Annotated in this window: 11 protein-coding genes; 6 read left to right on the top strand and 5 right to left on the bottom strand. The window is 71.1% G+C overall.

Annotated elements, in window-relative coordinates; genetic code table 11:
* Nucleotides 1-32: 32 nt before the first annotated feature.
* Nucleotides 33-1,196, top strand: a complete 1,164-nt coding sequence (locus Q9R08_RS09360) for an ROK family protein (protein WP_308867735.1) — start codon at nt 33-35, stop codon at nt 1,194-1,196.
* A gap of 15 nt (nt 1,197-1,211) precedes the next feature.
* On the opposite strand, the gene Q9R08_RS09355 is transcribed toward Q9R08_RS09360, so the two are convergent.
* A complete protein-coding gene (locus Q9R08_RS09355) occupies nt 1,212-2,207 on the bottom strand; it encodes a LacI family DNA-binding transcriptional regulator (protein WP_308867734.1) in 996 nt (331 codons plus the stop codon).
* Nucleotides 2,208-2,381: 174 nt separating this feature from the next.
* On the opposite strand from Q9R08_RS09355, the gene Q9R08_RS09350 reads away from it, so the two are divergent.
* From Q9R08_RS09350 to Q9R08_RS09335, 4 genes are all read left to right on the top strand, one after another.
* On the top strand, nt 2,382-3,671 hold the full coding sequence (locus tag Q9R08_RS09350; RefSeq protein WP_308867733.1) for an ABC transporter substrate-binding protein: 1,290 nt from the start codon (nt 2,382-2,384) through the stop codon (nt 3,669-3,671).
* Nucleotides 3,672-3,733: 62 nt separating this feature from the next.
* A complete protein-coding gene (locus Q9R08_RS09345; RefSeq protein WP_418001340.1) occupies nt 3,734-4,687 on the top strand; it encodes a carbohydrate ABC transporter permease in 954 nt (317 codons plus the stop codon).
* Between the two features lie 14 nt (nt 4,688-4,701).
* Nucleotides 4,702-5,580, top strand: coding sequence for a carbohydrate ABC transporter permease (locus Q9R08_RS09340; protein WP_308868472.1), 879 nt, complete (start codon nt 4,702-4,704; stop codon nt 5,578-5,580).
* Entirely contained in the window at nt 5,577-7,880 is a 2,304-nt protein-coding gene (locus Q9R08_RS09335; protein ID WP_308867731.1) for a beta-xylosidase/alpha-l-arabinosidase, read from the top strand. The genes Q9R08_RS09340 and Q9R08_RS09335 overlap by 4 nt, the downstream gene beginning before the upstream one ends.
* A gap of 75 nt (nt 7,881-7,955) precedes the next feature.
* Here the strand turns inward: Q9R08_RS09335 and Q9R08_RS09330 are convergent, their stop codons facing one another.
* The 4 genes from Q9R08_RS09330 to Q9R08_RS09315 are packed head-to-tail and all read right to left on the bottom strand — an operon-like array spanning nt 7,956 to nt 12,455.
* On the bottom strand, nt 7,956-9,461 hold the full coding sequence (locus Q9R08_RS09330) for an alpha-N-arabinofuranosidase (protein ID WP_308867730.1): 1,506 nt from the start codon (nt 9,459-9,461) through the stop codon (nt 7,956-7,958).
* Nucleotides 9,458-10,552 (bottom strand): Gfo/Idh/MocA family protein, encoded by a 1,095-nt coding sequence (locus Q9R08_RS09325; protein ID WP_308867729.1) that lies wholly within the window; start codon nt 10,550-10,552, stop codon nt 9,458-9,460. Before Q9R08_RS09325 ends, Q9R08_RS09330 begins: the two co-directional genes overlap by 4 nt.
* Nucleotides 10,549-11,241 (bottom strand): ThuA domain-containing protein, encoded by a 693-nt coding sequence (locus Q9R08_RS09320; protein ID WP_308867728.1) that lies wholly within the window; start codon nt 11,239-11,241, stop codon nt 10,549-10,551. Before Q9R08_RS09320 ends, Q9R08_RS09325 begins: the two co-directional genes overlap by 4 nt.
* Complete coding sequence (locus tag Q9R08_RS09315; protein WP_308867727.1) at nt 11,238-12,455, bottom strand: Gfo/Idh/MocA family protein; 1,218 nt, start codon at nt 12,453-12,455, stop codon at nt 11,238-11,240. The genes Q9R08_RS09320 and Q9R08_RS09315 overlap by 4 nt, the downstream gene beginning before the upstream one ends.
* Nucleotides 12,456-12,650: 195 nt before the next feature.
* On the opposite strand from Q9R08_RS09315, the gene Q9R08_RS09310 reads away from it, so the two are divergent.
* Nucleotides 12,651-13,649 carry a LacI family DNA-binding transcriptional regulator gene (locus Q9R08_RS09310; RefSeq protein WP_308867726.1) on the top strand — a complete coding sequence of 333 codons (999 nt, stop codon included), beginning with the start codon at nt 12,651-12,653 and terminating at the stop codon, nt 13,647-13,649.
* Nucleotides 13,650-13,683: the final 34 nt, after the last annotated feature.

Genomic DNA, 13,683 nt, shown 5'->3' with positions numbered 1-13,683 from the left:
ATCGCGTCGCGGGTCGCCTCTACAGTGAGGGTATGAACGAGCCGGTCGGCAGCCGCCAAGCGAACCTGTCGCGGCTGCTGCGCCTCGCACATCTCGATGGACCCGTCTCGCGCGCGACGCTGACCGGAGCCACCGGCCTCAACCGCTCGACGATCGCCGACCTCGTGGGCGACCTCGTCGCGCTGGGCGTCGTCGAGGAACGCGCGCCCGATCCCAGCCGGCGCGTCGGTCGGCCGTCTCCGCTGGTGGCGCCGCACCCGCGCGTCGTGACGATCGCGGTGAACCCCGAGGTCGACGCCCTCACGATGGCTGCCGTCGGGCTGGATCGCACGGTGCGGCGGCGCGAGCGCCTCGAGATGACGGGGCTGCTGGGCCCCGAGGGGACCGCGCAGCTCATCGGCGAGCGCATCGACGCCTGGCGTCGGGACGACCTAGCCGAGGCGGCGATCGCAGGAGTGGGCGTCGCCGTGCCCGGACTCGTGCGGGCTTCGGACGGACTGGTGCGAGACGCCCCGCACCTGCGGTGGACCGACACCGCCCTGCGCGAGCTCATCGAGACCGCGACCGGCCTGCCCACCGTCGTCGGCAACGACGCGGCGCTGGGCGTCCTCGCCGAGCACCTGTTCGGCGCCGCGCGCGGCATCGACCACGTGGTCTATCTCAACGGCGGCGCGAGCGGCATCGGCGGCGGCTTGATCGTGCACGGGATGCCGGTGGCCGGCGCCTCGGGCTACTCCGGCGAATTCGGGCAGAACCGCCCCGGCATCGCGTCGAGCGCCGATCGCCGCGCGAGCGGCGGCGTGCTCGAGGACGAGGTGAGCCGCGCACGCCTGCTCGCCGTCCTCGGTCGCGACAACGCCGACGAGCCGGCCCTCGCCCAGATGCTGCGCGAGGCGCGCTCATCCGAGGTCCGCGACGAGATCGCACGGCAGCGCCGCATCCTGTCCACCGCGCTGGCCAACGCCGTCAACGTGCTCAATCCGGCCGTCGTGGTGCTCGGCGGGTTCCTGGCGATGCTCGCCACCGACGATCTGGACGGGTTCACCGAGGCGGTCGTCGCGCAGACCATGCCGGCGAACGGCGAGGACCTCGAGATCCGGCCGGCGGCCCTCGCCGAGGATCGCCTGCTCATCGGCGCCGCCGAGGCCGCGTTCGCCGAGCTCTTGCGTGATCCGGCCGGCGTCGCGCTGAACTGAGCGGCCCGGTCGGCGTCAGAGCGGAGGTGCGGTCGTCCCCCGTGGGATGAGGCGCGTCGGCAGCGTCACGTGCGTCGCCGCCGGGACCTCGCCGTCCATGAGCGTGAGCAGCAGCCTCGCCGCTTCGGCGCCCAGGGTCTGCATCGGCTGGCGGACCGTCGACAGGGCCGGCGCCGACTTGGAAGCCTCCGGGATGTCGTCGAATCCGATGACCGAGAGGTCGCGCGGCACACCGAGCCCCAGTTCCGCGGCGACCTTCACGATCTCCATCGCCGAGATGTCGTTGGCGGCGAAGATGGCGGTCGGGCGATCGCCGCGTCGGAGCATCTCGAGCGCAGCGACGCGCACGGCGTCCTGACGGTAGCTGCCCGAGCCCACCAGCGCCGGCTCGACCAGGAAGCCGGCATCCGTCAGCGCCCGCCGGTAACCGGCGTCGCGCGCGATCGACGAACGCAGGTCGGGTCGGCCGGCGATGAAGCCGATGCGCGTGTGACCCAGTTCCAGCAGGTGCCGGGTCGCCTGCAGCGCGCCGCCGTAGCTGTCGGACTCGACGGTGGGCAGGTCGGCGGGCCCGGTGTGCGGGTCGATGGCGACCACGGGGACCTCGGCGCCGACGTTGACCACCGTGGGGGTGACCATGATGGCGCCGTCGATGAGCGTGCCGCTCAGGCGCGACAGCGAGCGCCGCTCCCACCCCTCCGCAGAGCCGTGCGATCCGGAGTACGCGAGGAGGTCGTAGCGGGAGTCGCGCAGCGCCTGCCCGACGCCCTTCAGGATCTCGGCGCTGAACGGCTCGAAGTCGGCGACGAGCACACCGATCACGCCCGTCGTGCGCGACCGCATGCTGCTGGCGATGAGGCTGGACTCGTAGCCGAGTTCGGCGACGACGGCGAGGACGCGGTCGGCCGTCTCACTGGCCACGCCGTAGCGGCCGTTGACCGCTTTGGACACGGTCGCGACGGAGACGCCGGCCGCAGCGGCGACATCCGTGATGGTGGGACGACGCTTCATGATCTCGATAGCGTAACGGCATGGAAACCGTTTTCGAAAACGTTTGACAAACTATTTGTTGTGCACGCACACTTTTGCTTGCTCGGTCGCAGCGCCGAGCGGTGCGCGACCCGATCGCGCCGACCACCGCACCCCGGAGCAGAGGTGCTCCTCGATGAAGAGAACGGGAATCACATGATGGGCAAGAGAATCCTCGCGGGTTCGGCAGCACTCGCCGTCGGCGCGCTCGCGCTCGCCGGCTGCAGTGCCGGCGGCTCCGACGAGAACAGCGACGGCAACGTCGAGATGACGCTCTGGCAGAACTCGACGACCGGTCCCGGCCAGCAGTTCTGGAAGGACGCGATCGCCGCGTTCGAGGACGAGAACCCCGGCGTCACGATCAAGATGCAGTCAGTCCAGAACGAGGACATGGACGGAAAGCTGCAGACGGCTCTGAACGCGGGCGACGCGCCCGACATCTTCCTTCAGCGCGGCGGTGGAAAGATGACCGCGATGGTCAACGCCGGCCAGCTGATGGACCTGACCGACGCCATCTCGGACGACATCAAGAGCGAGATCCCCGAGGGCTCGTTCGCCGCAGAGACGTATCAGGACAAGGTGTGGGCGATGCCGCTCTCGGTTCTGCCGGGCGGGTTCTTCTACAGCCAGGATGCGTTCGACAACGCCGGGATCACCGAGACCCCCGAGACCATCGACGACCTCAAGGACGCGGTCGCGAGCCTCAAGGAGACGGGCATCGCGCCGATCGCCCTCGGAGCGAAGGCCGCCTGGCCCGCCGCGCACTGGTACTACTTCTTCGCCATCCGCGAGTGCAGCCCCGAGGTCATCGAGGAGACGGGCGACACGAAGGACTTCAGCGACGAGTGCTGGCTGCGCGCCGGTGAGGACCTGCAGGATTTCGCGGCGATCGACCCCTTCAACGAGGGCTTCCTCACCACCGAGCCCCAGCAGGGCGCGGGCAGCTCGGCCGGCCTCATCGCCAACCGCCAGGCCGCGATGGAGCTCATGGGTGCGTGGGACCCGGGCGTGATCGCCTCCCTGACGCCCGACGAGAAGCCGCTTCCCGACCTCGCGTGGTTCCCGTTCCCGGAGATCTCGGGCGGCGACGGTGAGCCGGGCTCGATGATGGGCGGCGTCGACGGGTACTCGTGCTCGGTCGATGCCCCGAAGGAGTGCGCCGACTTCCTGAACTTCGTCGCCAGCGCCGAGCAGCAGACGGCGTACTACAAGGCGTTCAACTCGCCGCCGGTCAACACCGTGGCGCAGGAAGCCGTCACCGAGCCGTACCTGCAGCAGATCCTCGAGGCGTACAACAACGCTCCGTTCGTCTCGCAGTGGCTCGACACGGTGCTCGGTCAGAACGTCGGCAACGCCCTCAACGTCGCCGTCGTCGACATGCTCGCCGGCAACAGCGACCCGCAGAAGCTCGTCGACGCGGTCACCGCGGCAGGCAAGCAGGGCTGATCGTGTCTACCCGCGAGATGTCTTCCGACGCTCGCGGCCTTGCAGAGCACGACGGGGGCGGCATGACGCCGCCCCCGTCGGTGCCGCAGGGCCGCCGGCGCCCCCGAGGCCTAGGCTGGGCCGGCCGCCTCGAAGTCGCGATCCTGGTGGGGCCGGCCCTGATCTTCTTCGTCGGCTTCGTGATCTTCCCGGTCATCATGGCCGCGTACTACGGGTTCTTCCGCTGGTCGGGCTTCGGCCCGGCGACCGACTTCATCGGCCTGCAGAACTACGTCACGATCTTCACCGACCCGATCTTCCAGCAGGCGCTCGGCCACAACGCCTTCATCGTCGTCGCCTCGCTCGTGCTCCAGGGCCCGATCGCGATCCTGCTGGCGCTGCTGCTGAACCGCAGGATGCGCGGTCAGTCCGTCATCCGCGTCCTCATCTTCGTCCCCTACGTGATCGCCGAGGTCATCGTCGGCACCGGGTTCAGCCTCATGCTGGCTACCAACGGAGCGGTGAACGGCTTCCTCGAGAAGGTCGGTCTCAGCTGGCTCGCGCAGGACTGGCTCGCCGACCCCAGCATCGCGATCTGGACCCTCATGGCGATCCTGACCTGGAAGTACATCGGGTTCGCCGTCATCCTCTTCCTCGCAGGGCTCCAGGGCATCCCCCAGGAGCTGTACGAGGCCGCCGCGATCGACGGCGCGTCCTACTGGCAGATCCAGCGGACCATCACCCTCCCGCTGCTGGGGCCCACCCTGCGCATCTGGGCGTTCCTGTCGATCATCGGCGCGCTGCAGCTGTTCGACCTCGTGTACATCATCTGGGGCCAGTACGTGTCGTCCGTCGCGGGCACCAACACGATGGCGATCTACATGGTCGCGACCGGCCGCAACTCCGGCAACTTCGGCTATGGCAGTGCCGTCGCCGTCGTCATCTTCGTCATCTCGCTGGTGGTCGCCCTGATCTACCAGCGCACGATCCTGCGCCGTGACACCGCGGGGGCCATCACAGAGAGGGGCGTCAAGTGAGCTCCACGGACTCGATGAGCACCCGGACCATCACGCTGCGCGACACGGTGCCCGGACGCCGCCGCGACGTCAACAAGCTCCCCTGGGGCAGCCCGGCGGTGTACTTCATCGCCCTGGTCATCATCGCGCTGATGCTCGGGCCGGTGCTCTACATCATCATCGGCGGCTTCCGCACCAACTCAGAGATCACCGTCGACCCGTCGGGCCTGCCGGTGAGCTGGAACCCGCAGAACTACGTCGACGTCCTCACCAGCGGACTGTTCTGGACCGAGGTGCTCAACTCGACGATGGTCGCCCTCGCGACGACCGTCGGCGCGGTGGCGCTCGGCCTCATGGCCAGCTACGTGATCGCCCGGTACAGCTTCGCCGGTCGCGGGGCGCTGTACGCGCTGTTCGCCGCCGGCCTGATGTTCCCGATCACGGTGGCGATCACGCCGCTGTACATCGTGGTGCGCAACCTCGGGCTGATGAACACGCTGCCCGGCGTCATCCTGCCGCAGATCGCGTTCGCGCTGCCGACGACGATCATCATCCTCGTCCCGTTCCTGAAGGCGATCCCGGACGAGATCCAGGAGGCCGCCTACATCGACGGTTGCGGTCGCCTGTCGTTCTTCTGGCGGATGGTGCTCCCGCTCGCAGTGCCCGGAGTGATCACCGTCGGCATCCTCGCCTTCATCGGAAGCTGGAACGGCTACCTGCTGCCGCTGTTCATCCTGAACGACGAGGCACAGTTCACCCTCCCGCTGGGTGTCCAGGCGTTCTCGTCGCAGTACTCCGTCGACACGGCGAAGGTGCTCGCGTTCACGTCACTGTCGATGCTGCCCGCGCTGGTGTTCTTCAGCCTCTTCGAGCGGCGGATCGTCGGCGGCCTGACGGGGGCGGTCAAGGGATGAGCGGCGTTGTGATGCCCGCGGTCTCGCCGCGGGTGCAGTCCGTCCACGCGCAGATGACGCTGGACGAGAAGCTCGCGCAACTCGTCGGCTACTGGGTCGACAAGGGCGGCGAGGTCGTCGCCCCGATGGCCGGCGAGCGCGGCAACACCGGGCCGTACGAAGAAGCGACCCTCCATGGCCTCGGTCACCTCACCCGCGTGTACGGCACGCGTCCCGTGGATCCGATCGCGCGGGCCGAGTGGCTCTGGGCGGAGCAGCGGCGCCTGCGTGCCGAGACCCGCCTCGGCATTCCGGCGATCGTGCACGAGGAGTGCCTGACCGGTCTCGCGGCGTGGAAGGCCGCGACGTTCCCGACGCCCTTGGCATGGGGTGCCGCGTTCGACCCCGAGCTGACCGAGGAGCTCGGCGCGGCGATCGGCCGGTCGATGGCCGCTCTGGGGATCCACCAGGGTCTCGCCCCCGTGCTCGACGTCGTCACCGATCCCCGCTGGGGCCGCGTCGACGAGTGCATCGCCGAGGATCCCTACGTCGTCGGCACGATCGGCACCGCGTACGTGCGCGGGCTGCAGTCGGCCGGGGTCGATGCGACCCTCAAGCACTTCGCCGGGTACTCCGCATCGCAGGCGGGCCGCAACCACGCCCCCGTGCAGATGGGCCGGCGGCGGCTGCAGGATGTCGTGCTGCCGCCGTTCGAGATGGCGATCCGCGACGGCGGCGTGCAGTCGGTCATGAACTCGTATGCCGAGATCGACGGCGTTCCCGTGGCCTCGGACCCCGCTCTGCTCACAGCTCTGCTGCGGGACGAGTGGGGGTTCGAGGGCACGGTCGTCGCCGACTACTTCTCGGTCGCGTTCCTGCACTCGCTCCACGGCGTCGCCGGCGATCTCGGCGAGGCGGCAGTGCTTGCCCTCCGCGCCGGCATCGACGTCGAGCTGCCCACCGCCGACGCGTTCGCGGGGCCCCTGCGGGCCCGGCTCGCCGCGCATCCCGACGAGGTCGAGCTCGTCGACCGTGCCGTGCTGCGCGTCCTCGCGCAGAAGGAGCGGCTGGGGCTGCTCGACGCCGACTTCGAGGCGCCGCCCACCGAGATCGACCTGGACGATCCCGGGCTGCGTGCCCTGGCGCGCCGTGCCGCCGAGGAATCGGTCGTCCTGCTGACCAACGACGGCCTGCTGCCCCTCGCGACTCCCGGGCGGATCGCGCTGATCGGCCCCAACGCCGACTCGGCCGAATCGCTGATGGGCTGCTACTCGTTCGCGAACCACGTGCTCGCGCACCACCCGGGCACTCCCCTGGGGTTCGAGATGCCCAGCATCGCCGAGGCGCTGCTCGGCGAGTTCGCCGGCGCCGACGTGGTGCTGGAGCGCGGCTGCGAGGTCGAGGATCCCGACACCACCGGGATCGCCGCCGCAGTGGAGGCGGCCGCGGCCGCCGACGTGGCGATCGTCGTCGTGGGCGATCGGGCCGGACTGTTCGGCCGCGGCACCGTGGGCGAGGGCAACGACGTCGACGACCTCGAGCTGCCCGGCGTACAGCGTCGCCTGGTCGAGGCGGTCATCGCGACCGGCACACCGACGACCGTCGTGGTCGTCTCAGGACGCCCGTACGCGATCGGCTGGATGCTCGAGGGACCGGGCGCCGCGAGTGCGGTGCTGCAGGCCTTCTTCCCGGGCGAGGAGGGCGGACCCGCCATCGCGGGGATCCTGTCCGGCCGCACCGAGCCGTCCGGGCACCTGCCCGTGTCGCTCCCCCGGTCGGCCGGCGCCCAGCCGTACACCTACCTGCACCCGGTGCTCGGCGGGCCGACCGAGATCACGAGCGCCGACAACACCCCCGCCCTGCCGTTCGGCCACGGTCTGACGTACACGACGTTCGAGCGCGGATCGCTGATCACGGCGGATGCCGCGACCGACGGCATCCTGGATGTCTCGGTCGTCGTCGCCAACACCGGCGACCGGCTGGGAACGGATGTCGTGCAGCTGTACGCACGGGATCGGGTGGCGTCGGTCACGCGCCCGGTCGCTCAGCTGCTGGCGTACCAGCGGGTGTCGCTGGAGCCCGGCGAATCGGTGGCGGTGAGCTTCGCCGTGCCGGCCGCACGCCTGGCGTTCACCGGGCGCGACGGTCGCCGCATCGTCGAGCCGGGCGAGATCGACCTCTGGGTCGGCCCCTCGTGCGCGCAGCGCGACGCGGAGGCGCGGGTCGAGTTGACCGGCAACGTCCACGTCGTCACGGCGGCGGATCTCCGCACCGCGACGGCGACGGTCCGGACCGGCGCGGACGCCCTGCCCGTGCGCTGAGCCGAACCACCTCGAAAGAGAAGAGGGCCCCGCGGCATCGCGCCGCGGGGCCCTCTTCGTGCCGTCGTGCGCCCGTTACGCCAGGTCGAGCTCCACGGTGGCGAAGGAGTGCGGCGGCAGCGAGACGGTCAGCACACCCGCATCGATCGACGTCTCGAGCGACGCCGGTGCGACGGCGTCGGGGCTCTCGGGAGTGTTGTGGGAGGCGGCATCCGCCCCCGTCAGCACGCGGGCACGGCGCACGGTGGCCGTGCGACCCCGCAGGTCGACGCGCACGTCGAGCGGCGTGTCGAGCGACAGGTTCGACAGCGACACGAGCGCCGAGTCGTCGGTCGTCGACGCCGACACCGACAGCGCCGGCACGTCGTCGGTCGCCGTCGGGGTCTCGAGCACGTGGGCCGGCAGTGCGGTCGCGTCGTGGTGCCCGCGATTCATCTCGAACACGTGGTAGGTCGGGGTGAGCACCATCGCGCCGTCGTCGTCGGTGAGGATCATCGCCTGCAGCACGTTGAGCGTCTGTGCGATGTTCGCCATCTTCAGCCGCCCGGCGTGGCGGTGGAAGGCGTCGAAGTGCACGGCGGCGACCAGGGCGTCGCGCACGGTGTTCTGCTGGAACAGGAAGCCGGGGTTGGTGCCGGCCTCCACGTTCCACCAGGTGCCCCACTCGTCGAGGATGAGGCCCACCTTGCGGTCCGGGTCGTAGGAGTCCATGACGGCTTCGTGCCGGCGGATGACCCGCTCGATGTCGATCGCCTTGCGCATCGTGCCGTAGTACTGCTCGGTCGAGAACTCGACGGCCGGCTCGGTGTTGATGCCCGCACCGGCGTGCGTGTAGTAGTGGAACGAGACGCCCTGGAACACCGGCGCCGGCTGCGAGCCGCACGTCAGGCAGCCGAGCGACTCCATGAGCGCGCGTGTCCAGGTGATGTCGTCGTCGGACGCGCCTGCCGCGATGCGGTAGAGCTCGTTGCCACCGTGGTTGCGGCAGAACGTGCCGTAGCGGCGGGCCTCGAGAGCGTACTGCTCGGCGGTCATGTTGCCGCCGCAGCCCCACGCCTCGTTGCCGATGCCCCAGAAGGGCACGCGCCAGGGCTCGTCGCGGCCGTTCTCGCGCCGCAGGCGCGCCATCGGGCTGTCGCCGTCGCGCGTCAGGTACTCGACCCACTCGCTCATCTCGCGCACCGTGCCGCTGCCGACGTTGCCGTTGACGTATGCGTCGGCGCCGAGCATCTCGCACAGGTCCATGAACTCGTGCGTGCCGAAGTGGTTGTTCTCCACCACGTCGCCCCAGTGCGAGTTGATCATCTGCGGGCGGTTCTCACGCGGTCCGATGCCGTCGCGCCAGTGGTACTCATCGGCGAAGCAGCCCCCGGGCCAGCGGAGGTTCGGGATGCCGAGCGCCCGCAGCGCCTCCACGACGTCGGAGCGGATGCCGCGCACGTTCGGGATCGCCGAGTCCTCGCCGACCCAGAAGCCGCCGTAGATGCAGCGGCCGAGGTGCTCGGCGAAGTGGCCGTAGAGGTGGCGGCTGATGACGTCTCCGGGGACGTCGAGGTCGATGACGGCGCGGGCCGTGGTCACAGGCTTCTCCAGTCGGATGCGGGGGTCAGGGGAACGAGGGAGGGGCGCTCCGCGGTGGTGCGCAGCGGCACGCGCACGCCGGATGCCGCCGAGTCCGACAGGGCGGTCATGATCTCCAGGACGTGCAGCGCGATCGCGCCGCTCGCCCGCGCGGGACCGGCGACGAAGTCGAGCAGGCCGATGCCCCGGCCGGCGTCGGCGTAGCCGGCGGACGGCTCGAGCGTCTCCCACGAGCCGCTCCGGAGGTGGAGCTGCACGTCCCCCGCGAACATGTTGGGGTCGGGCACGATCAGCGATCCGTCGACGCCGTGCACCTCGATCGGCGCGGCAGTCGACCGGACGCCGTCGAAGCTCATGGTCACGGTCGAGATCGCGCCGGACGCGTGGTGCAGGATGCCGGTGAGGTGGGTGTCGACGTCGACGCCGATGCTCTCGCCCGCCCGGGGCCCGGTGCCGATGACACGGACGTCGCGCGAGCGCGATGCGGCACCCGACACGGCGGCGACGGGCCCGAGCAGCTGCACGAGCGAGGTGACGTAGTACGGGCCCATGTCGAGCAGCGGTCCGCCGCCCTCGCGGTAGTAGAAGTCGGGATGCGGGTGCCACGACTCGTGGCCCGCCGAGATCCACATCGCGGATGCCGACACCGGCCGGCCGATCAGGCCGTCGTCGATCGCGGCGCGGGCGGTCTGCACCCCCGTGCCGAGCACCGTGTCGGGCGCACTCCCGACGCGGACGCCCGCAGCCGCTGCGGCATCGACGACCTGCGTCGCGTCGGCGAGCGTCGCCGCGAGCGGCTTCTCGCCGAAGACGTCCTTGCCGTGCGCGATGGCTGCCAGCGCCACCTCGGCGTGCGCGGCGGGGATCGTGAGGTTGAGGACGGTGCCGACGCCGGGATCGGCGAGCAGCTCGTCGGTGCCGAGCGCGCGGCACCCGGGGATGCTGTCGGCCGCGGCCTGCGCTCGTGAGGCGTCGAGGTCGGCGACGGCGACGATCCGCACGCCCTCGGCGCCGCCGAGCGTGTCGAGGTACTGCCGCGAGATGACGCCGAGCCCGACGATGCCGATGTCGGTCGCGCTGCCGGCGGTCATCGCGCCGCCCACAGGATGCCGCGCTCGATGATGGTGCGGACGTTGACGTCCTGCAGCACGTCGAGGCTGTGACCCGGTGTCGACACGAAGACGCGCCCCTGGCCCCAGTCCCGCGTCCACACGGCCGGCGACGTGATGGGCCGATGCCACGGATGGTATGGCTGCACCGGGTGGGTGGTCGTGGCGAGGACATCGATGAGGTCGTCGTGGAGCACCCAGTACTGCTCGGTGGTGAGCCGGAAGTCGTCGATGCCGGCGGTGATCTCGTGCCTGCGACCCAGGTCGGTGACCTCGACCGTGTAGTCCAGGTAGTTGTCGGTCTGGTCGCCGTGAACCTCGTCGGGGTGCTTGGAGGGGTGGGTGGCGAACTGGCCGCCCACGAGCTGCAGGTAGTCCGAGCTCGCGCGGAACGAGTCGGCGATGCCGCCATGCCAGCCGGCCAGACCCGTGCCGGCGGCGACGGCCTCACGCAGACCGCGCACAGCCTCGTTAGAGGCCTGCGACATGGTGACGGACTGCAGCACGAGGTCGGTCGCGGCCATGCGGTCGGCGTCGGCGTACACCTGCGGGTCCTCTTCGACCGTGACGTCGAAGCCGCTGTCACGGAGGAACGGCAGGAAGAGCTCGGTCGCCTCGACCGGGTGGTGTCCGTCCCATCCGCCACGGACGACGAGGGCGGTGCGGGTCATGAGAGGTTCCCTTCCAGGGGGTGTTCGGGGGCGTCGACGGCGCCGGCGGCGACCGTCGTCAGGATGCTGTCGTGCGCGGCGCTCTGCTCGACCGCGGCGAGCACGCGCTGCACCTGGGTCGCGTCGGCGAAGGTGGGCGACACCGGGATCTCGCCGGCGACGGCGCGCACGAAGTCGACGGCCTGGTGCGTGAACAGGTGCTCGTACCCGAGGCCGTGGCCGACGGGCCACCACGCGCCGGCATACGGATGCTGCGCCTCGGTGACCTGCACGCGCCGGAAGCCCTGCGCGACATCGGCGGCGGCGTCGTAGACCTCGAGCTCGTTCATCCGCTCGAAGTCGAACGCGATCGCGCCGCGGTCGCCGTTGATCTCGATGCGGTTGGCGTTGCGGCGTCCGGTCGCCAGGCGCGTCGCCTCGAAGACGCCGAGGGCGCCGCCGTCGAAGCGGGCGGTGAAGGCTGCCGCGTCGTCGACGGTGACCGGGAGCCGATCGGAAGTGTCGGCGGCGACGCCGCCCAGACCCTCCACCGCCCCGCGACGCGGCCGCGAGGTGACGAACGTGCGCAGGGTCGCCGAGACCGCCGTGATGTCCTGCCCAGTGAGCCATTGCGCGGTGTCGATGCTGTGGGCGCCGATGTCGCCCAGTGCACCGGAGCCCGCCCGATCGCGGTCCAGGCGCCAGGTGTGGGGCGCGTCGGGGTCGCTCAGCCAGTCCTGCAGGTACTGCGCCCTCACGTGCCGGATCTCGCCGACGCGGCCCGCTGCGATGAGCTCTCGGGCGAGGGTGAGTGCGGGGGTGCGGCGGTAGCTGAAGCCGCACATGGCGACGACGTCGGCGCGGGATGCGGCATCCGTCATCTGCTCCGCCTCGGCGACGGAGTTCGCCAGGGGCTTCTCGCACAGCACGTGCTTTCCGGCGGCGAGCGCGGCGAGCGCGATCTCGGCGTGGGTCTGCCCGGGGGTGCAGATGTCGACCACGTCGATGTCGTCGCGTTCGACGGCCTCGCGCCAGTCGACCGTGTGCTCCGGCCACTCCCAGCGCGCTGCAGCCTCGGCCGTCGCGTCGGCGCGATGGCCGACGAGCAGCGCCGGCTGCGGCGTCAGCGGCAGGTCGAAGAAGCGCGGCGCGGTGCGCCACGCGTGGGTGTGCATGCGGCCCATGAAGCCGGTGCCGATCAGTGCGATCCGCAGCGGCGATGTCGTCGTCGTCATCGGGTGTGCCCTTTCCAGCCACAGACGATGCCATCGCCCGCTCGGCGCCGCGACAAAGTTGCGCAAAACCTCCCGCGTGCGCGAAAGTGGTGCGGTGCCGCCGAGAGGTCATCTGGTCGCCGAGACCATGGGATCCACCCGCCCTCTCGGCAGTCAGGTGACGTCTCACGGGCACGCGTCCAGGCAAGGCGGCCGGTGTCTGCGCGCGTGAGCCTTGCCGCTGTCGCGGCGGCCGCGGGGGTGAGTGTGGCGACGGCGTCCCGCGCGCTGTCGGGCCGCGGAGACCTCGCCCCCGCGACCCGGCGTCGTGTGCTGACGGCCGCCCGCGCACTCGGCTACACCCGCGACCCCGCCGCGGGCGGGCGGCCGCCGGGATCGGCGCGCCTCGTCGACCTGGTGCTCGGCTGGTTCCACAACGCGTACTCCGACGAGGTGACCGCCGGCGCCCGCAGTGCGGCAGCCGCCGCCGGATACGACCTCGTGCTGACCGAGGAGCGCGACACCCCCGACGACGACTGGCCGATGCGCATCCGCAGGCGCGGTTCGGCGGGCGTGGTGCTCGGGCTCATCTCACCGACTGCGTCGCAACTGGCGGCGCTCAACGATGCCGAGATCCCGGTCGTGCTGATGGATCCGCAGGCCGAGACGTCGCGCGGTCTCACCAGCGTTCGCACGACCGACCGCGAGGGCGGCGCGGCCGCGGCGATGCACCTGGCCGAACGCGGCGCGACCCGGTTCGCGGTGGTGCTCGGGTCACCGCCGTATCGCTACGGTCGCGCGCGGAACACCGGCTTCCGCGAGGCGCTGCGACTCGTCCGCCCGGACGCCGACCTGATCGCGGTGCAGGCCGACTGGGGTGGAGCGGCCGCGCGCGAAGCCGCGCTGCCCGTGCTGCGCGCGCTCCGGCCCGGCGAACGGCTCGGCGTCTTCGCGTGCTCCGACGAGATGGCCGCGGGCGTGTACGCCGCTGCCGCGGCGACGGGGCGCCGCATCCCCGACGACGTGCTCGTCGTCGGCTTCGACGACCTGCGCGGCGCCCGCTGGCTCACACCGCCGCTCACCACCGTGCGCCAGCCGATCCGCGAGATGGCCGCGGCCGCCGTCACCGCATTGACGGATGCCGCCGCGGGCGCTCCCCTGCCGACCTCCCCCATCGTGCTCGCGACGCAGCTGATCGGGCGCGGCTCGACCTGAGTCCCCGTGACCTCCTCGCGCGTTCGGGGCGCAC

Source organism: Microbacterium psychrotolerans (genome assembly GCF_031085295.1).
Lineage (GTDB): Bacteria > Actinomycetota > Actinomycetes > Actinomycetales > Microbacteriaceae > Microbacterium > Microbacterium psychrotolerans.
The sequence above is the reverse complement of the archived record's forward strand: the minus strand, read 5'-3'. Positions and strand labels throughout refer to the sequence as shown.